Below are 20,561 nucleotides of genomic sequence, written 5' to 3'. Positions count from 1 at the left end.
TTTGCACCGATGGGCTCACATCGCTAAGATCGTGCCACTGCCTGTCGGACGAGTAACTTACGTGAAACAAAACGCCATACAACCTGCCAACCTCGAATTCAACGCTGAGGGTACACCTGTTTCCCGAGATTTTGATGACGTCTACTTTTCTAATGATAACGGACTGGAAGAGACGCGCTATGTTTTCCTCGAAGGAAATCATCTCAGCACCCGCTTCCCTGAGCATCCGCGCAGCCTGTTTGTCGTAGCGGAGAGCGGTTTCGGCACCGGGCTGAATTTTCTGACCCTCTGGCAGGCGTTCGACCAGTTTCGCACTGCACACCCCGAGGCTACCTTACAAAGATTACATTTCATCAGTTTCGAAAAATTTCCGCTTACCGCGCACGATCTGCGGCTTGCCCATCAGCGCTGGCCGGAGCTTACCCACTGGGCGGAACAGCTTCAGGCCCAGTGGCCTCCGGCTATCGGTGGCTGTCATCGTCTGATTCTGGACGACGGACGCGTCACCCTCGACCTGTGGCTGGGCGACATTAACGACCTGACCGATAAGCTTGATGACTCAATGAATCAGAAGGTGGACGCCTGGTTCCTGGATGGTTTTGCGCCCGCCAAAAACCCGGACATGTGGAGCCCGCACCTGTTCAGCGCCATGGCACGTCTGGCGCGCCCGGGCGCGACGCTTGCTACCTTCACCTCGGCGGGATTTGTTCGCCGTGGGTTGCAGGAGGCGGGGTTTACCATGCGGAAAACCAAAGGCTTTGGCCGCAAACGCGACATGCTGGTCGGGGTGATGGAACAGGATCTGGCGATCCCGGCGCAGGACCCCTGGTTTGCCCGTCGCGCCAGCACCTCGCGTGAGGTCGCCATTGTGGGCGGGGGTATCGCCAGCGCCCTGCTCTCGCTGGCGCTGCTGCACCGTGGCTGGCAGGTGACGCTCTACTGCGCTGACGAGGCGCCGGCGACGGGCGCATCAGGCAACCGTCAGGGCGCGCTTTATCCCTTATTAAGTTCACACGATCCGGCACTGTTCCAGTTCTTCCCGGCGGCGTTTACGTTTGCTCGCCGCCTTTACGATAGCCTGCCGGTTGCGTTCGACCACAACTGGTGCGGCGTGACGCAGCTCGGCTGGGACGAGAAGAGCCAGCAGAAAATCACACAAATGCTGTCGCTGGGTCTGCCGGAGGCCATCGCCCATGCAGTGACGGCACAGCAGGTTGCAGAGACCACTGGCGTCGACACCGGCTGCGGGGGCATTCAGTATCCACTCGGCGGCTGGCTGTGTCCGGCTGAACTGACTTCTGCGGCGGTAGCCCTCGGGCAGTCGCGTGGGTTGACAGTGCATTATGCCCATAAGGTTCAATCGCTAAGCCGCACTGCGCACTGGAAACTGCGTTTCGCTGACGGCAAAGAGGCGCAGCATGCCAGCGTTGTGCTGGCCAACGGGCATCATATCAGCAAGTTTACCCAGACAGCATCATTGCCGGTTTATCCGGTCGGCGGCCAGGTGAGCCATATTCCTGCCGCCCCCCAACTGAGCAAACTGCGTCAGGTGCTGTGTTACGACGGCTACCTGACGCCGCAAAATCCGTCCAACGGCCATCACTGCATCGGTGCCAGCTACCATCGCGGTGAAACAGATATGCAGTACAGCGAAGCGGATCAGCAGCAAAACCGCCAGCGCCTGCTCGACTGTTTCCCGGATGCGTCGTGGGCAAAAGAGGTGGATGTCAGTGAGGGTCAGGCGCGCTGCGGCGTACGCTGCGCGACCCGCGATCACCTGCCGATGGCGGGAAACGTGCCGGACTATGACGCCACGCTTGAAGTCTATCAGGATCTTGCTGACAACAAAGAAACGGCGGTAAGCGCGCCCGTTCATCCCGAGCTGTTTATGCTGGGTGGCTTAGGCTCGCGGGGATTGTGCTCCGCGCCGCTGCTGGCTGAAGCGTTAGCCGCGCAAATGAGCGACGAGCCGGTTCCGCTGGACAGGGTTACGCTCGCGGGGTTGAATCCAAACCGACTGTGGGTGCGGAAATTGCTGAAGGGGAAAATGGTCAAGTAGGGTGCGGTCTGGTGCCCTCACCCCCGCCCTCTCCCTGTGGGAGAGGGCGGTGATACACTTACTTCGCTTTCGCCTGCTGGAACAAATTGTCCCACATGCCCAGCACTAAAGACTGGTCGCGCGGAGAGAGTTCCCCGGCCAGAATGGCTTTTTCCAGGCTGCGAGTGACTTCCGCGTGAACGGCGTCGGCAGAGTGATCGTCCCCGGCTTCCAGCGCGGCTACCGCCAGCGTCAGGTGACCACGCAGATAACCGCTGGCGAACAGCTCATCATCACTGGCGTGTTCCACCATGTCATCAATTAACGCCAGAATGCGTGATTCAAATTCTGCGATCATCTTCTTTCCTCTGTTAAAGATCTTCCGGCCACGGGAAGCATTCCGCCGTGATCTCCGGCGTGTGGTAATAATTCTGTAAAGCCTCGATCAGGCGTGCCGGACGTGCCGGGATGCCTTTCTCAAGATATTCCATCACCTGCGCATGAACGCGGCGCTGGAAGACGATACGGTCTGGCTCGAAGTCGCCTTCGAGATTGTCACAGCTTACGTTGAACGGGAAACCCGCCGCTACGCAGAACAGCCATTCCAGCGCCTGAGGTTTCACCTCCACATCTTCGAACTGCCCCTGGGTGGCGGCGTCGCGCCCGTCCGGGCAGTACCAGTAACCAAAGTCCACCAGCTCGCGACGCGCTTTCCCGGCGATACACCAGTGCGAAATTTCGTGCAAACCGCTGGCGTAAAAGCCGTGGGCAAAGATGATGCGGTTATACGGAACCTCGTCATCAGCTGGAAGATAGATCGGTTCGTCGTCGCCTTTAATCAGACGGGTATTAAAATCATCAGCGAAACAGCTATCGAAGATCTCAATCAGCTGTTCGTAGTTATGCGTACTGTTCATTAGTTCATCCCCAACCAGGTGAGGATCTCCTGTCCATGGCTGTCATAAAGAAGTTTGGCGCTCATCACCGCCGAGACGACAACAATCATCGGGCGGATCAGCTTTTGTCCTTTGCTTAATACCAGACGCGAGCCTGCGCGCGCGCCCAAAAACTGCCCTGCCATCATCACAAACCCGGTTGCCCATATAACCTTGCCGCCAATGATAAACAGCAGCAGACCGCCAACGTTGGAGGTCGCGTTGAGGACTTTGGCGTGGGCGGTGGATTTGGCGAGGTTGAATCCGGCCAGCGTCACGAATGCCAGCGCGTAAAACGAGCCTGCCCCCGGGCCAAAGAAGCCATCGTAAAAACCGACGCAGCCACCGGCAATCAGCGCAAACGGCAGGCCGTGAAGACGACGCTGTCGATCTTCTTCCCCGAGCTTTGGCATGAGTAAGAAATAGAGGCCAATACAGATAACCAGCAGCGGCAGGATCTGGCGCAGAATGTCGGACTGTACGTGCTGGACCAGCAGTGCGCCCGCCGTTGAGCCAATAAACGTCATCAGGATATTGAGCTTCTGATCGGCGAGATTCACCACTTTGCGGCGAATGAAATAGAGCGACGAGGAGAGCGAACCGCCACACGCCTGGAGTTTGTTGGTGGCAAGCGCCTGGGCAGGGCTCATGCCTGCCGCCAGCAGCGCCGGAACGGTGAGCAACCCGCCGCCGCCCGCCAGGGCATCGATAAATCCGGCTAACATCGCAACAAAAAAGAGCACCGCCAGCAGTAGCGGTGACACCATGAACAGATCGACGAAATTATCCATTAAAGTACATGCTCATCCAGTAGCGCCTGGCAGGAAGGCGGCAACGGAGGCGGTGTCTTCTTCTCAGGCTTAGAGGTTCCAGGCTTGGCTGGTTCAAACCAGCTTTGCAGTTCGTAACCACAACCATCGCCAGGCGGTGGCAGCGGCTGATCTTCACATTCCAGGCTGTTCGCCGGACAGCGCAGGCGAACATGCATATGCGCCCGGTGCTGGAACCAAGGGCGCACTTTACGCAACCAGTCGCGATCCGTTCCCGCATCCAGGCAAAGCTGCTGCTTGATGGCCGGATTAACAAAGATCCGCGTGACGTCGTTATCCTCTGCCGCCAGCTTAATCATGCTGGAAATTTCCGGCGACCAGCGCGAGGCGACGACCCGTTTACCGTCGGCCGAGACCAGATCCAGCGCCTGCGGTTTCAGCAGCTGCGCTGAGCTCCAGCGCGTTTTCGGCAATTGCAGGAAGATATCCACATCCAGTCCGGTCTGGTGGCTGGCGTGACCGCCGTTGAAGCGACCACCGGCAGGCATCCCCATATCGCCAATCAGCATCGTCCCCAGCCCCAGGTTATGCACCTGGTTGCCAAGACGCTGAATAAACAGCACCAGGTCAGGATGGCCGAAATAACGGCGCTGGTCGGTGCGCATCACCTGATAGGTATCCGATTGCAGCGGAAGTTCCTGCGCGCCGACGATACACCCGTTGGAGAAAGCGCCAATGGACTGCGCGCTCCCCGCTACCGGGTGGGTGATTTTCTGCCACGGCGTAGCGGCCAGGCTTGCTCCACTGGCCAGCAGCGCCAGCAGAGCGATTGCGGTTTTTTTCATAGTTACCAGCGTGGAATGGTGGTCGTCACATCCGCATTCTGCGCGCGCTGGCGCAGGAAGTGATCCATCAGCACGATCGCCAGCATCGCTTCTGCGATCGGCACCGCGCGGATCCCCACGCACGGATCGTGACGCCCTTTGGTGATCATCTCAACTTCATCGCCAGCGCGGTTAATCGTGTGGCCCGGGACGGTAATGCTGGACGTTGGCTTCAGCGCAATATTGGCAATAATTTGCTGCCCGCTGCTGATGCCACCCAGAATGCCGCCCGCATGGTTGCTCTGGAAACCCGCCTTCGTGATTTCGTCGCGGTTCTGGCTGCCGCGAAGCTTGACCACGTCAAAACCGTCGCCGATTTCAACGCCTTTCACCGCGTTGATGCTCATCAGCGCGTGGGCGATATCGGCGTCAAGGCGGTCAAATACCGGCTCGCCCCAGCCAGCCGGCACGCCGTCGGCCACCACGGTGACTTTCGCACCAATGGAGTCGCCCTCTTTTTTCAGGCCACGCATCAGCTCATCCAGCGCGTCCAGCTTGTCGGCATCGGCGCAGAAGAACGGGTTGAGCTCTACTTGATCCCAGTCTTTGATTGCCAGCGGAATGTCGCCCATCTGGGACAGACAGCCGCGGATAACGATGCCGAATTTCTGCTGGAGATATTTTTTGGCAATTGCCCCTGCCGCCACGCGCATCGCGGTTTCACGCGCGGAAGAACGTCCGCCGCCGCGATAGTCGCGAAAGCCATATTTTTGTTCGTAGGTATAGTCGGCGTGACCAGGACGGAAAACGTCCTTAATCGCGCCGTAGTCCTGAGAACGCTGATCGGTGTTTTCAATCAGCAGGCCAATGCTGGTTCCTGTGGTACGGCCTTCAAATACGCCGGAGAGAATTTTGACCTGGTCCGGCTCGCGACGCTGCGTGGTGTAGCGAGAGGTACCCGGACGACGACGGTCAAGGTCATGCTGTAAATCGGCTTCGGTCAGTTCGATGCCTGGCGGGACGCCATCAACGATACAACCCAGTGCCAGACCGTGCGACTCGCCAAAGGTGGTCACACGGAATACCTGTCCAATACTGTTTCCTGCCATCACGGCTCCGATGTTGTTGTTTGTGTTTGAGCGTTGTGAAACGGGCCGAAGCCCGCTGGATTAATCTTTGTAAATGCTGAAGTATTCGCGTGCATCAAGCAGTTGCGCCTTGGTCAGCATAAAGACGCCGTCACCGCCGTTGTCGAACTCAAGCCAGGTGAACGGCACATCCGGGTACTGCTCTATCAGATGTACCATGCTGTTGCCTACTTCACAAATCAGAACGCCGTCGTCGGTCAGATAATCCGGCGCGCAGGCCAGGATGCGGCGGGTCAGCTTCAGCCCGTCAGAGCCTGACGCCAGGCCCAGCTCCGGCTCGTGACGATACTCGTTCGGCAGGTCGGACATATCTTCTGCATCCACGTACGGCGGATTGGTGACGATCAGGTCGTATTGCAGCGTCGGCAGGTCGCGGAACAGGTCAGAGCGGATAGGCGTGACGTGATGAATCAGCCCGTGCTCTTCAATGTTGTGTTCGGTGACGGCCAGCGCGTCGGTGGAGATATCGACGGCGTCCACTTCCGCTTCCGGGAAGGCGTACGCGCAGGCAATGGCGATGCAGCCGCTGCCGGTGCACATATCAAGAATGTGCTGCGGCTGATGGTTAATCAGGCCGTCAAAATGGTTGTTGATCAGCTCGCCAATCGGCGAACGCGGCACCAGCACGCGCTCATCAACATAGAATTCGTGGCCGCAGAACCAGGCTTTGTTGGTCAGGTAAGCCACCGGAATGCGCTCGTTTACGCGACGGATCACGCGCTCAACGATGCGGTGTTTTTCACTGGAGGTCAGGCGCGCGGTGCGCATGTCTTCCGGAATATCCAGCGGCAGGTAGAGAGACGGCAGCACCAGCTGCACGGCCTCATCCCACGGGTTGTCGGTACCGTGTCCGTACCAGATATTGGCGGCGCTGAAGCGGCTAACCGACCAGCGCAACATGTCCTGTATGGTATGCAGCTCGTTTACTGCTTCATCGACAAAAATTTTATCCACTCTTTCCTCCAGGGCATGCTCGCATAATTTTCGGCGGCTAGTTTGCCATGAAGACGGCGATAAATCAGCAATGACGCGTACCGCTTGAGGTTAAAAAATGCGTTTAGTCGGGTACACTATCGGAAATACGAGATGAGAATGACGAATGAAAAAGAAAACATCGCTCAGCGAGGAGGATCAGGCTCTCTTCCGCCAGCTGATGACCGGGACGCGTCAAATCACGCACGACACCATTGTCCATCGCCCGCAGCGTAAAAAAGTCAGCGAGGTACCGGTCAAACGGTTGCTCCAGGAGCAGGCCGATAACAGCCACTATTTTTCAGATGAGTTTCAGCCGCTGCTAAATACGCAGGGTGCGGTGAAATACGTGCGCGAAGACGTCAGCCATTTTGAACTGAAAAAATTACGCCGGGGAGATTACTCGCCGGAGCTGTTCCTCGATCTGCATGGGTTGACCCAGATGCAGGCGAAACAGGAGCTGGGGGCGTTGATCGCGGCATGTCGTCGCGAGCATGTTTTTTGCGCCTGCGTGATGCACGGCCACGGCAAACATATTCTTAAGCAACAGACACCGCTGTGGCTGGCTCAGCATCCATACGTGATGGCTTTTCATCAGGCGCCAAAAGAGTACGGCGGAGATGCCGCATTGCTGGTATTGATTGAGGTCGAGGAGTGGCAGCCGCCAGAATTGCCCTGACAGGATGGCGGGAGGCACGCTGCACCCCGCCATATCGCACGTCACGTCAGATGGCTTTTGCCATCTTCAGGTTGCACGGACTCATTTGCCAGTTAAAGACCCCTTTGCCGGTTTCGTCGAGGGTGACGTTGGCAATGGCGGACGTTGTGAACATCGGTGGCGTTTCGCCCGGGCACAGCTCAGATACCAGATAGCCGACCAGCGGCAGGTGGGAAATGACCAGTGCGGAAGCGACACCTTCATTGCACAGCGCCTGAAGGTAAGCACTGACAAGGCCAACATCGCCACACGGCGTGAGTTCAGGGAGAACATCCACACTGGATGGCAGGTTCATACACTCTCCTACCACATCCAGCGTCTGTTCTGCCCGCAGGAACGGACTCACCAGAACGCGTTCAATGTCCACTTTTTGACCTTTAAGCCATGTCGCCATCTGACGGGATTCGTCGCAGCCACAGACGGTTAAAGGACGTACTGAGTCACTGGCGGCATCGAGTGCCGCGTCGCCGTGACGCATGATAAAAACTTGCATATTGCACCGCTTTTGTTAACCAGAATCACCGGCGTTAACTACCCGCGATTAATGCTCTGAGGTAGAAAACCCGATGGCCGGGCATTGTGCCTGATCCATTCGGTGAATGAAACGCTGTTTTTTACCTCAATGGCGTAAGTATAGTCAATCTCTGTTTACAATTTCGCCAGAACAGGTTCCATCACCTCAGGATTTACCCTTCTTTGACTTCAGTTTACGCAATCAGTTTCCCTTGCGGGCCAGAATGTCTGACCCCATTCCGCCATCTGCAATAATTCGTCACAAGGTGTAAACCGTGGACCGTATTGCGAGGCCAGACGTTGCAGGATCGCAACCACTTCACCCGCCCCGAGGGTATCCATATACCGGAACGGGCCGCCAAGGAATGGCGGAAAACCGATACCAAACACGGCGCCGATGTCGCCGTCGCGCGCGCTTTTGATCACCTGCTCACCAAAGCAGCGCGCCGCTTCATTGAGCATCATCATCACGCAGCGCTCAGCACACTGAACCGCCGACAGTTTTCCCTGACCCGTGACAGGAATAAGCGTATAAACTGAAGGGTCGACCTGTTTCTTGCTTTTACGCCCTTTCGCGGCGTAAAGATAGAAACCGCGTTCATTTTTTCTGCCTTTGCGATCGTCCTTCAAAATTGCAGAAACAAAGTTTGCAGGCGGCGCAAAACGATCGCCATAAGCCGCTTCCAGCACAGGGATAATCTTAGTCCCCGTATCAATTCCTACCTCATCCAAAAGTTGGATTGGGCCGACGGGGAAGCCAAACTTCACCAGGGCGTCATCGACGTGCTCAATTTTCTCCCCTTCCGTCAGCAACCGCATCGCTTCGTTAATGTACGGCGCCAGAATGCGGTTGACGTAGAAGCCGGCTTTGTCCGCGACCACAATCGGGGTTTTGCCCTGTTTTTTCGCCAGTTTCACCACGGTGGCAATAGTTTGCGGGCTGGTTGTGGCATGCGGGATAACCTCCACCAGCGGCATTTTTTCGACAGGGCTGAAATAGTGCAGCCCTATCACCTGCTCCGGGCGCACGGCTTTCGCCGCGATGTCGCCGATCGGCAAAGACGAGGTGTTTGATGCGAAAATGGTGTGCGGCGCGCAATGCTGTTCAACGTCCGCCACCATCTGCTGCTTAAGGGCCAGATCTTCGAACACGGCTTCAATCACCAGATCGCGGTGTGCAAACCCACTGTAGTCGGTGGCGCCAGTGATCATCGCGAGGGTTTTATCACGCTCACTGGCCTTGATATGGCGGCGCTTCACTTTGCGATCAAGGTTCTGCCAGCTGTACTGCAACGCGTGGTTGATACCTTTAGGATTGATATCTTTGATACGTACGGGCAATTTGCCTTTGCTGGCGGTGACAAATGCAATGCCGCCGCCCATCAGCCCACCACCCAGAACGCCAACGGCGCGCAGCGGAGCCGGTTCAGCTTCACTGCCCGGATCTTTTTTAACCTCCGTGCTGGCAAAGAAAATGCCGCGCAGCGCCTGCGACTGCGGCGTCATCGCCAGCTCGCCAAAGGCTTTCGCTTCCGCAGCATAACCGCTGCTGCTGCCCTGCGATAAACCGGTTTCAATCACCTTCAGAATGCGCGTCGCTGCCGGATAGTTCCCTTTGGTTTTTTGCTCGGTTTTTTTACCCACCATATTGAACAGCAGCGTGCGCCCCAGCGGCCCGGCGAGGATACGCTCGCGCACCGGCAGGGGGCGTTTCGCCTGACGACCTTTCAGCGCCCGCTCAACGGCGGCTTCAAGCAAGATGGCGTGCGGAACGACCTCATCAACCAGACCCGCCTTTAACGCCTGACGGGCGCGCAGCTGTTTACCGGTTAAAATCATCTCCAGCGCCGTACTGACGCCCACCAGACGCGGCAGGCGCTGCGTGCCACCTGAACCGGGCAGCAATCCAAGCTGTACCTCCGGCAGTCCGAGTACGGTTTTCGCATCGTCGGTACAAATGCGGCTGTGACAGGCCAGCGCCAGCTCAAGCCCACCGCCCAGGCAGGCCCCGTGGATCGCAGCAACAACGGGTATCGACAGCGCATGGATCTCCGCCATGACCTGCTGCCCCTGACGCGCCAGGTCCTCTGCTTCCTGAGCGCTTTTCGCCCGGGCGATCATGTTGATATCGGCCCCGGCAATAAAGTTATCCGGCTTTGCCGAGATAAATACCAGGCCACGTATCGCTTTGTTTTCACGGATCTGTCTGAGCATCGCACGCACCTGAACGCCGAACTCGGCCTTCAGGGTGTTCATCTTTTCGTCGGGTACATCAATGGTGATAACAGCCACGTTATCAAGGCGAACAGCCAGGTTAAATGCAGATGTCGTTTCCATTATTCAGCCTCCAGAACCATTGCTGCACCCAGGCCGCCCGCCGCACAGGCGGTAACGAGACCAAAACCGCCGCCGCGGCGACGCAGCTCGTGCAAGGTCTGGGTTATCATTCTCGCGCCGGTCGCCGCAAACGGATGACCGTAGGCAATAGAGCCACCCAGCACGTTGAATTTACTCTGATCCACTTCGCCTGTGGCATGCGTACGGCCCAGCACGTCGCGGGCAAAACGTTCGCTCGCCATAAGCTGCACGTTTGCCAGCGTTTGTGCGGCAAAGGCTTCATGCATATCAATCAGCGTGAGATCGGAGAGCGTCAGCCCTGCGCGGTCCAGCGCCAGCGGCGTGGACCAGGCCGGACCGAGCAGCATGTCCTGCCAGACATCAATGGCGGTAAAGGCGTAGCTACGCAAATAGCCCAGCGGTGTGATGCCAAGCTCTTTTGCCCGGGATTCGGTCATCAGGATCACGGCGGCGGCACCATCCGTCAGTGGCGTACTGTTAGCTGCGGTTACCGTACCGTGTTTACGGTCAAAGGCCGGGCGCAGCTTCGCATAATCCGCCAGCGTGGAGGTGCCGCGAATGTTGTTATCTTCCGCGAGCGGTTCGCGGTAAGGCGGCACATAGGCGGTCATCACTTCGTTGGTCAGTTTGCCCTCCGACCAGGCTTTCGCTGCCAGCTGATGCGAGCGATGCGCCAGTGCATCCTGCTGTTCGCGGGTAATACCGTAGGTTTTTGCCATCTGCTCGGCAGTGTCGCCCATACGCAGGCCGGTGGAGTATTCAGCAACGGCAGGTGGCACGGGCATGAGGTCGCGCAGACGTAAACGCGAGAAGAGTTTGAGCTTCGCACCGGTGGTCCGGGCTTTGTTGGCATCCACGAGGATGCGGGCCAGCTGTTTGCTAACACCGATGGGCAGCACGGATGAGGAATCCGCGCCGCCGGCGATCCCCGCGCGAATGGTCCCCGCCATCAGGCTTTCCGCCACGTTCGCCACCGCCTGGAAACTGGTGGCGCAGGCGCGGCTGACGCTGTATGCGTCGGTGTGAACATTCATGCCGGTGCCCAGCACGATTTCACGTGCGATATTGGGCGCTTCCGGCATTTGCACCACCTGGCCGAAAACCAGTTGCTCAATAACCTCTGGCGGGATCTCGCTGCGAGCCAGCATCTCCCCCACCACCATTTTTCCCAGATCGACAGCCGGTATACCGTGAAACGCGGTTGCCTGACGCGCAAACGGCGTACGTAACCCGCTGACAATGGCAATGCGGTCACCGTGTCGGGTGATAAGCGGTAATGCCTGACTCATAACACTCCCCTGTAAAAAAATTTTGCGCACACATTAAGTGGTCTGACCTGATAATAGTCTTAACTATTTTTTTACATTGAGCCAATCGGGGAAGCGAAAAATTGCGAGCTAAGGCACAGAGAAGAAAAAGAAAATGCCCCTGCATGGCAGAGGCATTTGTGAGATTTGTTGCCGGGTTGCGGCGTTGCCTTACCCGGCCTACACGATCGTAGGCCCGTGCAAAAAGTATTAACGCAGGCCCAGCTGGAAGATCAGCGTTTCTGCTTCGCAGGCGAACACAAAGTCGATATCCAGCCGCACGCCGCCTTCCACTTCCGTGAAGGTGGATTTGATTTCACACGGATCGGATTCGACTTCACGCGCGCGCTGGCTCAGCGCGGCCAGCGTCTCTTCCGCTTCAGCGCGGTTAGGGAATACGCGGCTGTAAGAGGCGGTGCAATCGGTGTTGTCCATAATGGTGCCAACATCCATACAGCAGCAAACCGGGGTTTCATCAGCACTGCATTTACTCATAGCTCAATTTCCTCTGTATTCGCGCAGGGCGCGAGATAAACACGATGCGTCTATTTTACGCCCCCGGACGAGCCCCCTCCAGCCGTTAATGGCGCAAAATCGGATAAGTGAGCAATATCACACTAAAAAATGATCTAAAACAAAATTCCCCTTTTCAGAGGAATCGCACTGGTCACAATTTTGCCAACCAGATCTCGTTTCAAGAAACATATCTGAAAATATTAATAAACAAACTTGCAACATCCCAGCTGGTCAGACCTATACTCTCGCCACTGGTCTGATTTGTAAGTCATACCTCAGACCCTACACTTCGCGCTCCTGTTACGGTATGTAACAATTATTGAATAAAAATAACTCAATGAGGTTATGGTCATGAGCCAGAAAACCCTGTTCAAACAAACTGCTTTAGCAGTTGCAGTGGCAATCGTCTCAACGTCCGCCTGGTCAGCGGGCTTCCAGTTAAACGAATTTTCTTCCTCTGGCCTTGGCCGTGCGTATTCCGGGGAAGGTGCGATTGCCGATGACGCAGGCAACGCGAGTCGTAACCCGGCACTGATCATGATGTTTGATCGCCCTACCTTCTCTGCCGGTGCGGTTTACATCGATCCTGATGTCAATATTTCTGGCAAATCTCAGTTCACCGGCGCAGATCTGAAGGCGGATAACATTGCGCCGACCGCGTGGGTGCCTAACCTGCACTTTGTTGCGCCAATCAATGAACAGTTTGGTTGGGGTGCCTCTGTCACCTCTAACTATGGCCTGGCAACGGAGTTCAATAACAACTATCCGGCCGGGGAATACGGCGGTAAAACCGACCTGACGACCCTGAACCTCAACCTGAGCGGCGCATATCGTCTGAACGATAACTGGAGCTTTGGTCTGGGCTTTGATGCTGTCTACGCCGATGCAAAAATCGAGCGTTACTCCGGGGAGCAAACTGCTGCACTGCCGAAAAACAGCAATAAAATTGCCAGCCTGAAAGGTGATGAATGGGGTTACGGCTGGAACGCCGGTATCCTGTATGAACTGGATAAAAACAACCGCTGGGGTCTGACCTATCGCTCAGAAGTGAAAATTGATTTCGATGGCGATTACAAAAGCGGCATCCTGAGCCCAGTCAACGGTATGGTCCCAGGCGCGGGCACCACCATTCCATGGGGTACCTCGAATCAAACCGTACCGGGTTCACTGTCGCTGCATCTGCCAGAAATGTGGGAAGTGTCAGGTTATAACCGCGTTGCGCCGCAGTGGGCAATTCACTACAGCCTCGCGTATACCAGCTGGAGCCAGTTCGAGGAGCTTAAAGCCACCGGCAGCAACGGCCAGACGCTGTTCTATAAAGACGAAAGCTTCCACGATGCTTACCGTATCGCGCTTGGTACGACCTATTATATGGATGACAACTGGACGTTCCGTACCGGCGTGGCATTTGATGACAGCCCGGTACCGGCCGATAAACGTTCTATCTCCATTCCGGATCAGGACCGTTTCTGGGTGAGTGCGGGGGCAACCTACGCGTTCAACGAGAATGCCTCTATCGACGCGGGCGTGTCGTACATGCATGGCCAGAAGGTGACCTTCCAGGAAGGCCCGTACGAGTTTTCCTCTGAAGGTAAAGCCTGGCTGTTTGGTACCAACTTCAACTACGCGTTCTAATCCCAACACGATTAAAAAAGGTGAGCATTGCTCACCTTTTTTATTTATTCCGAATCGATATCTTTTAATTCGTTCTCGATGGCTTTCGCGTTCGGATTATCTTCCGGCTTCAGCTTACCGCCGTTGGCAATAAAATCATGGTTCTGGAAGTAGGCCTCGCGGACCATGATGTACGGATCGGAAGACTGACGCAGCAGACCATCAGAATCCAGCAGTTGCGCACGCGTTTCAATTCCTTCCACGGTCCATTTACCAATCGACAGCGGCCAGGTGAGCCATGACAGTACAGGATACAGCGTATCCACCATGTCGCCGCCATCATCACGCACGGTAAAGCTGCCGTAGAATGGCAGGTGCACATACGGACCATAACCTACGCCATAATGACCCAGCGTGCTGCCGAAACGGTGCGGCTGTTCACGCTGTAATTTCGGGTTCGCCATGCCTGCGACATCAATTAAGCCGCCCATACCCAGCAGGGAGTTCAGGAAGAAGCGGGTGAAATGCACCATCCCCTGATACGGGTCGCCCTGAAGGAAGTAGTTGACCATAACCGCTGGCTCTTCCAGGTTACTGGTAAAGTTGCTCAGCCCGTTACGCGCCGGCTGCGGAACATAGTCACGCCATGCCACGGCAACCGGACGAACCAGATATGGATCCAGCACATTATAGTTAAAGCTGTACATTGAACGGTTAAATCCTTCGAGAGGATCGGAGCGTCCCGTTTGCTCGCCAGAGCTGGCGCAGCCCACAAGCATTGTTACGCCCAGCGCAAGCGCCGACAGCCGAAGCTTCATAAATTTCTCCCTGTTCAATATGGCTATCGTTGAATGCCATCTGTGACGGAGCCGGTGATGCTCCGCCTGAAACGTGCAAGTGATTGTAACAGCACGCTTACCGATGTCTACGAGGACAATGTCGACCCGCTCGCGTCATCACGCTAATTTCAGCATAGCCTGTCTTTCGGAATTCGTTTCGCTGGCAATTTTATATTGGCTTTGAAAGAGATGTCTCACCTTTATTGCCATTTTCAGCAATTTAAGAGCATCCCCACGGGGAAAGCGCTAAAAGCCGCTACGCTTAAATGAGCAATTACCCCGAAGGAGCTGTTATGAAAGACATTAGCGAAGAGAAAATTGGTGAAAGCAAAGAGGAACATGAGATTGAAAGCGAGGAGAAAGACCGGGGAGAAGAGATAGAAGTCGATGAAGAGCGCCTGCCGTCGCGCGCCATGGCTATTCATGAGCATATTCGCCAGGACGGGGAAAAAGAGATGGAGCGCGACGCGATGGCCCTGCTGTGGTCAGCCATTGCAGCCGGTCTGTCGATGGGTGCCTCTCTGCTCGCCAAAGGGATATTTCACGTTCAGCTGGAAGGCGTACCGGGCGGGTTTTTGCTTGAAAATTTAGGCTACACGTTCGGCTTTATTATCGTCATTATGGCGCGACAGCAGCTTTTTACGGAGAATACCGTCACTGCCGTACTGCCCGTCATGCAAAATCCGACCCTCGGTAATTTCGGTTTACTGATGCGCCTGTGGAGCGTCGTGCTGCTGGGGAACCTGATCGGTACGGGCATAGCCGCCTGGGCATTCGAGTATATGCCAATATTTGATGAACCGACCCGCGACGCATTTGTGAAAATTGGCATGGATGTGATGAAAAACACGCCGGTTGAAATGTTCTCTAATGCCATAATTTCCGGCTGGATCATCGCCACTATGGTCTGGATGTTCCCGTCAGCGGGTAGCGCGAAAATCGTGGTAATTATCCTGATGACCTGGCTTATCGCACTCGCCGATACCACACACATTGTTGTCGGAACTGTTGAAATCCTTTATCTGGTATTTAACGGCACACTCCACTGGAGCGACTTTTTCTGGCCGTTCGCCCTGCCTACCCTAGCAGGCAACATTTGTGGCGGGACCTTTATCTTTGCGCTGCTGAGCCATGCGCAAATCCGTAACGACATGTCCAACAAGCGTAAGGCCGAGCTTAAGGCTCAGGAAAAAAAGGATAAAACTGCCGAAAAATCGGCGTGAACGGTGACTCTTTGACCAGTCAGGCGGCAATGCGCTTAACGAAAAGTGTAAATAACGCTATACTCTTGCCGCTTCGTCCCCTTAGTTAAATGGATATAACGAGCCCCTCCTAAGGGCTAGTTGCAGGTTCGATTCCTGCAGGGGACACTTCTGTCTTTCCTTACGCCCCCTTCCAAAGCTCCACGCAGTTTCGGCCACGCCGTTTCGCGCCGTATAAGGCTTCATCCGCCGCCTGAATCAATCGCTCGTAATCGGGATGCCCGTTGAACATCGCAACGCCTATCGAGAGGGAGAGCGGGATAATATCGCCGGTTGGGGAGTTAACCTTGATTTTTTCCACCCGCCTGCGGATACGCTCGGCAATTCGCAGCGCGTCCACCTCTGAGATTTCCGTTAGCACAATCAGAAATTCATCGCCGCCGTAGCGAAAAACGTAATCACAGGTTCGCACGTTGTCGTAGAACGCGCCGGAGACTTTTCGCAGGATCTCGTCCCCGGTATTGTGCCCCCAGGTATCGTTGATTTGTTTAAATTTGTCGACGTCAATCAGCAGCGTCGAGAGCTTTGTTCCCGCCCGGGTGGCGTGCAGGATTTCGCGTTTGAAGATGGTTGGCAGGAAACGGCGATTCAACAGGCGGGTCAGGACATCAACCCCCACCTCGTGTCGCGACACTTCGTCAAACAGTTCGCGCAAAAGCGTGATGATTTGCGAGAGGGTATTACGCATTCGCTGCAAGAATTTATCCCGCTGCGCTTTATCACTCAGACCCTGCCCTGCAAGACGGACCTCGTTAAAAAGGTCATCGAATTCCTGAATCAGACGAGAGATATGACCGGCCTCAGCGATGCCGCTGAAATAGTGCCGACCTTTATGGCTAAACCACAGTCCAAATTCAGACTGCCCCAGCGGCAGACTGTTGCCGATACTGGAATTAAGCGTGATCTTATACAGAAGCACCATTTCCCATGACAGCAGCGCCGCGGTCTGTCTCTCCTTCTCCTCTTCTGCGTTCTCCATTAAGGAAAAGATGCGATAATTTTCGTCCTCTTTCGCCGCATTGTTCTCGCTAAATACATAGGCCCGCGACATCACTTCCATGGCCAGATCGATACTGTTTATCGCGTAGTGATAAATATGCAGCTTCACCTCAGGCGAATGGGCGCTGGTAGTAATGACAGGTAACAGCAGCTTTTTCAGAACACGGAAGCCCATTTCAACTAAATCAACCGAAATACCAATACGGGCATGAACATCCGCAGCGCGCTGCTGCGCCCGCATCTGCTCTTCAACCTGCTCCACACGGCATGAGAGCACATCAATAAGCCAGCGACGAAGCGCCTCCTGAAGCTGCCTCTCCACCTGTTCGGTGGTCAGGAATTCAGCTGCCGATGGATCTGCCAGCACAACACGATAGAATTCAGCGACCAGTGGCATTGCATTATCCCTGGCAAGCTCAGTCGCAAGCCGATGCACATCGGGATCGGTTTCATTAATCAGCTTCACCCACTCTTCTTTCACCGTTTGCAGGTAGGTTTCCATGGTCTGCACCTTCAGGAGACATGCGGGAACGCAGATTTAACAATAGCAAAATCAAACCACTCCGCAATTGCCGCTTTTTTAAACAAAAACGAGTGATAGCTCATAATGTATAACGGTGCTACATTATGCCGCCCACCCAAGTCAGCAATGGCCAGGCAACGTCGTAAAGAACGGTAAAGCCTGCAACCATGACCTCGTCCTATGGTCTCAATGGCACGTGGTATCGCGAAGTCTGCGCTACCTTCACAGGCTTCACATAGGTTCCACTATTTTGTCTCAATCCAAATTTCAGCGGGCGTTTCTGCACCCGCGCTACTGGTTTACATGGTTCGGCCTTGGCGTGCTTTGGCTGCTGGTTCAACTTCCATATCCCGTGATCCGTTTCCTGGGTTCTAAGCTCGGCAGCGCATCGCGTTACTTTCTTAAGCGCCGTGAATCCATTGCCCGAAAAAATCTCGAACTTTGCTTTCCGCATTACAATGCCCAGCAGCGCGAAACGCTGATTGCGGAAAACTTTAAATCTATCGGTATGGCGCTGCTTGAAACCGGTATGGCCTGGTTCTGGCCAGATGAGCGTGTCCGTAAATGGTTTGACGTGGAAGGCCTGGATAACCTGAAACGTGCTCAGATGCAAAACCGCGGCGTGATGGTTGTGGGTGTGCATTTTATGTCGCTTGAGCTGGGCGGCCGCGTTATGGGTCTTTGTCAGCCAATGATGGCAACCTATCGCCCGCATAACAGCGCGCTGATGGAATGGGTACAAACGCGGGGCCGCATGCGTTCAAATAAGGCGATGATCAGCCGTAACAATCTCCGCGGTATGGTTGGCGCCCTGAAAAAAGGGGAAGCCGTCTGGTTTGCCCCGGACCAGGACTACGGTCCTAAAGGCAGCAGTTTTGCCCCTTTCTTTGCGGTTAAAGATGTCGCTACGACGAACGGTACCTTTGTGATTTCACGTCTCTCAGGCGCCGCGATGTTGACGGTGACCATGGTCAGAAAAGCGGATAAGTCAGGCTATCGTCTGCATATCTCCCCAGAGATGGCGAACTATCCTGAAGATGAGAGTGAAGCCGCGACCTTTATCAATAAGGTGATTGAGTTTGAGATTATGCGTGCACCTGAGCAGTATCTGTGGATGCACCGCCGCTTTAAAACCCGTCCCCTGGGCGAAGCCTCACTCTATATCTGACCCCTGCCGAAGGTTAGTTTCGCTAAGAAACTAACCTTTTCAAACACCTGTAATCGCAGTGCGTAACGGCTTTTTCGACCGTCGCTCAACAGGCATTTATTGCGTACCGAAATCAAACTGTCGCCGTTACACGACACTCGTAAGTGTAGGAAATTATTTAAAAAAATGCCTCTTGTCACTCCTGAAATTTAGGCGTACATTAGCGCCGTCTGGCGACAGGAAAGCACAGAATTCAGAGCTGAAGTTAGCGACGTCACGGGATAATTCCGATTTCCCCTTTCGCATGATTTCAACTCTCTATACTCAGTTGGACTCTGTTTTTTTAATGCGTACCGGAAGATACGCGGAGCGATGAAACGTGAAATATTTCTTTATGGGCATTTCGGTTATTGTTTTAGTTTGGGCCGGAACGTTTGCTCTGATGATCTAGTTAAGAAAATGCAGTCAAAAAAACAGGCGCCGTTGGCGCCTGTTTTTTTTTTGGTGTCCGTTACGACTCGGGTTGTTCCGCAACGCTCTTCGCTGCAAGCAGGCCATCCGCGCGGAACATGCTTTTAATGCCCCGCACTGCCTGACGGATACGGTCGCTGTTTTCAATCAGCGCGAAACGCACATGCGTGTCACCGTAGTCACCAAAGCCAATGCCTGGAGAGACGCAAACCTTCGCGTCCTGAAGCAGTTTTTTGGCAAATTCCAGAGAACCCATCGCCGCATACGGCTCAGGAATTTTCGCCCAGACGTACATAGAGGCTTTAGGCATTTCCACCATCCAGCCTGCTTCATGAAGCCCTTTTACCAGCACATCTCGGCGGCGTTTATACTGAGCGGCAATATCGAGCACGCATTGCTGATCCCCTTCCAGCGCCGCGATGGCCGCGACCTGTAACGGCGTAAAGGTGCCATAGTCATGGTAGCTTTTAATACGCGCCAGGGCGCTCACCAGCGTTTTGTTTCCCACCATAAAACCAATTCGCCAGCCCGCCATGTTGTAGCTTTTCGACAGGGTGAAAAACTCAACCGCCACATCGCGGGCACCGGGTACCTGCATAATTGACGGCGCTTTCCAGCCATCATAAACGATATCGGCGTAGGCGAGATCGTGTACCACCAGCACGTCGTAACGCTTAGCCAGCGCGACCACTTTCTCGAAGAATTCGAGTTCAACGCATTGTGCTGTTGGGTTTGACGGGAAACCGAGGATCATCATTTTCGGCTTCGGATAGCTTTCACGAATCGCCCGTTCCAGCTCGTTAAAGAAGTCGACGCCTTCCACCAGCGGGACAGAACGCACCTGCGCGCCGGCAATCACCGCCCCATAGATGTGAATCGGGTAGCTCGGATTCGGCACCAGTACGGTATCGCCGTGATCCAGCGTCGCCAGCATCAGGTGGGCCAGCCCCTCTTTGGAGCCAATGGTCACAATCGCTTCACTTTCAGGATCGATATCGACCTGATAACGATCCTGATACCAGCGGGAGATCGCCCGACGTAAGCGTGGAATGCCGCGTGAGGTGGAATATCCATGAGTATCGGGACGCTGGGCAACCGTGCAGAGTTTCTCAACAATGTGCGGCGGCGTTGGGCCGTCAGGGTTACCCATACTGAAATCGATAATGTCTTCGCCGCGCCGACGCGCAGCCATTTTCAGTTCAGCAGTGATATTGAAAACATAAGGGGGGAGACGATCGATACGCGTAAAACGGCGTTCAGGACTGAATTCAGCCATAGATTCCTCAGAGTCACGTTAGCGCCCGGACCGTCCGAGCGACGCTGCCACCTGTGTGGCGTGCTTAGAAAATAACCTGAAGAAAAAGACGCTGTCGAGAGGATAACGGCAAAACAATATTTTGCGCTAAAACGGGAATGTGATTGCAGTGAAAAGCGGAACTCTTATCGCGAACAGGCAGTTTTAAGCGCTACGATTTAACACAATATTCTCAGTATCGTTACCTGACGTTTCTCCCCAAACGGAAAAGCACCGGCTTTCAGTCAAAAGCCAGCAATCCCCTTTGAGAATTATGGTTTTTCCCCATTTGATAAATCTGATGGATAGCTGG

The 20,561-nt window shown here is 55.0% G+C and carries 19 protein-coding genes and 1 tRNA gene; 7 read left to right on the top strand and 13 right to left on the bottom strand.

The features are described from left to right. The first annotated feature begins 61 nt into the window (after positions 1-61). Positions 62-2,059 carry a bifunctional tRNA (5-methylaminomethyl-2-thiouridine)(34)-methyltransferase MnmD/FAD-dependent 5-carboxymethylaminomethyl-2-thiouridine(34) oxidoreductase MnmC gene (gene mnmC / locus IMQ56_RS10300; protein ID WP_165746921.1) on the top strand — a complete coding sequence of 666 codons (1,998 nt, stop codon included), beginning with the start codon at positions 62-64 and terminating at the stop codon, positions 2,057-2,059. Between the two features lie 58 nt (positions 2,060-2,117). On the opposite strand, the gene IMQ56_RS10295 is transcribed toward mnmC, so the two are convergent. From IMQ56_RS10295 to prmB, 6 genes are read right to left on the bottom strand one after another with little or no spacing between them, the layout of a single operon-like run. Beyond that, on the bottom strand, positions 2,118-2,396 hold the full coding sequence (locus IMQ56_RS10295; protein ID WP_017383451.1) for a YfcL family protein: 279 nt from the start codon (positions 2,394-2,396) through the stop codon (positions 2,118-2,120). A 13-nt stretch (positions 2,397-2,409) separates the two neighbouring features. Continuing rightward, positions 2,410-2,955, bottom strand: coding sequence for an elongation factor P hydroxylase (locus tag IMQ56_RS10290; RefSeq protein ID WP_003861390.1), 546 nt, complete (start codon positions 2,953-2,955; stop codon positions 2,410-2,412). Continuing rightward, positions 2,955-3,764 (bottom strand): sulfite exporter TauE/SafE family protein, encoded by an 810-nt coding sequence (locus IMQ56_RS10285; protein ID WP_003861386.1) that lies wholly within the window; start codon positions 3,762-3,764, stop codon positions 2,955-2,957. The genes IMQ56_RS10290 and IMQ56_RS10285 overlap by 1 nt, the downstream gene beginning before the upstream one ends. Continuing rightward, positions 3,764-4,588 (bottom strand): penicillin-insensitive murein endopeptidase, encoded by an 825-nt coding sequence (gene mepA / locus IMQ56_RS10280; protein ID WP_003861385.1) that lies wholly within the window; start codon positions 4,586-4,588, stop codon positions 3,764-3,766. Before mepA ends, IMQ56_RS10285 begins: the two co-directional genes overlap by 1 nt. Positions 4,589-4,590: 2 nt before the next feature. Further along, a complete protein-coding gene (gene aroC / locus IMQ56_RS10275) occupies positions 4,591-5,676 on the bottom strand; it encodes a chorismate synthase (protein ID WP_015572247.1) in 1,086 nt (361 codons plus the stop codon). 60 nt (positions 5,677-5,736) lie between these two features. Continuing rightward, positions 5,737-6,669 carry a 50S ribosomal protein L3 N(5)-glutamine methyltransferase gene (prmB, locus tag IMQ56_RS10270; protein ID WP_003861381.1) on the bottom strand — a complete coding sequence of 311 codons (933 nt, stop codon included), beginning with the start codon at positions 6,667-6,669 and terminating at the stop codon, positions 5,737-5,739. Positions 6,670-6,814: 145 nt separating this feature from the next. On the opposite strand from prmB, the gene smrB reads away from it, so the two are divergent. Then, on the top strand, positions 6,815-7,366 hold the full coding sequence (gene smrB / locus IMQ56_RS10265; protein ID WP_017692984.1) for an endonuclease SmrB: 552 nt from the start codon (positions 6,815-6,817) through the stop codon (positions 7,364-7,366). A 46-nt stretch (positions 7,367-7,412) separates the two neighbouring features. Here the strand turns inward: smrB and sixA are convergent, their stop codons facing one another. The 4 genes from sixA to IMQ56_RS10245 form a co-directional block, all read right to left on the bottom strand. Continuing rightward, positions 7,413-7,898 carry a phosphohistidine phosphatase SixA gene (sixA, locus tag IMQ56_RS10260; protein WP_003861375.1) on the bottom strand — a complete coding sequence of 162 codons (486 nt, stop codon included), beginning with the start codon at positions 7,896-7,898 and terminating at the stop codon, positions 7,413-7,415. Positions 7,899-8,107: 209 nt separating this feature from the next. Then, positions 8,108-10,255: a fatty acid oxidation complex subunit alpha FadJ gene (gene fadJ, locus IMQ56_RS10255; protein WP_017692983.1), complete on the bottom strand. Its 2,148-nt coding sequence runs from the start codon at positions 10,253-10,255 to the stop codon at positions 8,108-8,110. Continuing rightward, positions 10,255-11,565: an acetyl-CoA C-acyltransferase FadI gene (fadI, locus tag IMQ56_RS10250; protein ID WP_180260655.1), complete on the bottom strand. Its 1,311-nt coding sequence runs from the start codon at positions 11,563-11,565 to the stop codon at positions 10,255-10,257. Before fadI ends, fadJ begins: the two co-directional genes overlap by 1 nt. Before the next feature lie 228 nt (positions 11,566-11,793). Next, positions 11,794-12,078, bottom strand: coding sequence for a YfcZ/YiiS family protein (locus tag IMQ56_RS10245; protein ID WP_017383455.1), 285 nt, complete (start codon positions 12,076-12,078; stop codon positions 11,794-11,796). A 372-nt stretch (positions 12,079-12,450) separates the two neighbouring features. On the opposite strand from IMQ56_RS10245, the gene fadL reads away from it, so the two are divergent. Next, positions 12,451-13,734, top strand: coding sequence for a long-chain fatty acid transporter FadL (fadL, locus tag IMQ56_RS10240; RefSeq protein WP_017383456.1), 1,284 nt, complete (start codon positions 12,451-12,453; stop codon positions 13,732-13,734). A 44-nt stretch (positions 13,735-13,778) separates the two neighbouring features. Here the strand turns inward: fadL and mlaA are convergent, their stop codons facing one another. Next, positions 13,779-14,531, bottom strand: a complete 753-nt coding sequence (gene mlaA / locus IMQ56_RS10235) for a phospholipid-binding lipoprotein MlaA (protein ID WP_003861365.1) — start codon at positions 14,529-14,531, stop codon at positions 13,779-13,781. A gap of 314 nt (positions 14,532-14,845) precedes the next feature. Here mlaA and IMQ56_RS10230 point away from each other — a divergent pair, with 314 nt between their 5' ends. Both IMQ56_RS10230 and IMQ56_RS10225 read left to right on the top strand, forming a co-directional pair. Then, positions 14,846-15,775, top strand: coding sequence for a formate/nitrite transporter family protein (locus IMQ56_RS10230; protein WP_015572241.1), 930 nt, complete (start codon positions 14,846-14,848; stop codon positions 15,773-15,775). Between the two features lie 75 nt (positions 15,776-15,850). Further along, positions 15,851-15,922: transfer RNA gene (locus IMQ56_RS10225), tRNA-Arg, on the top strand. 13 nt (positions 15,923-15,935) lie between these two features. Here the strand turns inward: IMQ56_RS10225 and IMQ56_RS10220 are convergent. Next, entirely contained in the window at positions 15,936-17,315 is a 1,380-nt protein-coding gene (locus tag IMQ56_RS10220; protein WP_023304167.1) for a diguanylate cyclase, read from the bottom strand. Between the two features lie 268 nt (positions 17,316-17,583). On the opposite strand from IMQ56_RS10220, the gene lpxP reads away from it, so the two are divergent. Next, a complete protein-coding gene (lpxP, locus tag IMQ56_RS10215; RefSeq protein WP_026080619.1) occupies positions 17,584-18,504 on the top strand; it encodes a kdo(2)-lipid IV(A) palmitoleoyltransferase in 921 nt (306 codons plus the stop codon). Between the two features lie 358 nt (positions 18,505-18,862). Beyond that, positions 18,863-18,934: a membrane protein YpdK gene (gene ypdK, locus IMQ56_RS10210; RefSeq protein WP_099458937.1), complete on the top strand. Its 72-nt coding sequence runs from the start codon at positions 18,863-18,865 to the stop codon at positions 18,932-18,934. 60 nt (positions 18,935-18,994) lie between these two features. On the opposite strand, the gene alaC is transcribed toward ypdK, so the two are convergent. Further along, positions 18,995-20,230, bottom strand: coding sequence for an alanine transaminase (gene alaC / locus IMQ56_RS10205; RefSeq protein WP_017383460.1), 1,236 nt, complete (start codon positions 20,228-20,230; stop codon positions 18,995-18,997). Positions 20,231-20,561: the final 331 nt, after the last annotated feature.

This window comes from Enterobacter sp. Res13-Sevr-PEC09-46 (assembly GCF_015672585.1).
In the GTDB taxonomy this organism is placed as follows: Bacteria; Pseudomonadota; Gammaproteobacteria; order Enterobacterales; family Enterobacteriaceae; genus Enterobacter; species Enterobacter hormaechei_C.
This window is presented reverse-complemented; position numbering and strand designations above follow the sequence as displayed.

What these genes read in the sequence shown, in the direction of transcription:
- IMQ56_RS10295 (WP_017383451.1), bottom strand. Translation starts at nt 2,396, where the DNA reads ATGATCGCAGAATTTGAATCACGCATTCTGGCGTTAATTGATGACATG.
- IMQ56_RS10290 (WP_003861390.1), bottom strand. Translation starts at nt 2,955, where the DNA reads ATGAACAGTACGCATAACTACGAACAGCTGATTGAGATCTTCGATAGC.
- IMQ56_RS10285 (WP_003861386.1), bottom strand. Translation starts at nt 3,764, where the DNA reads ATGGATAATTTCGTCGATCTGTTCATGGTGTCACCGCTACTGCTGGCG.
- mepA (WP_003861385.1), bottom strand. Translation starts at nt 4,588, where the DNA reads ATGAAAAAAACCGCAATCGCTCTGCTGGCGCTGCTGGCCAGTGGAGCA.
- aroC (WP_015572247.1), bottom strand. Translation starts at nt 5,676, where the DNA reads ATGGCAGGAAACAGTATTGGACAGGTATTCCGTGTGACCACCTTTGGC.
- smrB (WP_017692984.1), top strand. Translation starts at nt 6,815, where the DNA reads ATGAAAAAGAAAACATCGCTCAGCGAGGAGGATCAGGCTCTCTTCCGC.
- sixA (WP_003861375.1), bottom strand. Translation starts at nt 7,898, where the DNA reads ATGCAAGTTTTTATCATGCGTCACGGCGACGCGGCACTCGATGCCGCC.
- fadJ (WP_017692983.1), bottom strand. Translation starts at nt 10,255, where the DNA reads ATGGAAACGACATCTGCATTTAACCTGGCTGTTCGCCTTGATAACGTG.
- fadI (WP_180260655.1), bottom strand. Translation starts at nt 11,565, where the DNA reads ATGAGTCAGGCATTACCGCTTATCACCCGACACGGTGACCGCATTGCC.
- IMQ56_RS10245 (WP_017383455.1), bottom strand. Translation starts at nt 12,078, where the DNA reads ATGAGTAAATGCAGTGCTGATGAAACCCCGGTTTGCTGCTGTATGGAT.
- fadL (WP_017383456.1), top strand. Translation starts at nt 12,451, where the DNA reads ATGAGCCAGAAAACCCTGTTCAAACAAACTGCTTTAGCAGTTGCAGTG.
- mlaA (WP_003861365.1), bottom strand. Translation starts at nt 14,531, where the DNA reads ATGAAGCTTCGGCTGTCGGCGCTTGCGCTGGGCGTAACAATGCTTGTG.
- IMQ56_RS10230 (WP_015572241.1), top strand. Translation starts at nt 14,846, where the DNA reads ATGAAAGACATTAGCGAAGAGAAAATTGGTGAAAGCAAAGAGGAACAT.
- IMQ56_RS10220 (WP_023304167.1), bottom strand. Translation starts at nt 17,315, where the DNA reads ATGGAAACCTACCTGCAAACGGTGAAAGAAGAGTGGGTGAAGCTGATT.
- alaC (WP_017383460.1), bottom strand. Translation starts at nt 20,230, where the DNA reads ATGGCTGAATTCAGTCCTGAACGCCGTTTTACGCGTATCGATCGTCTC.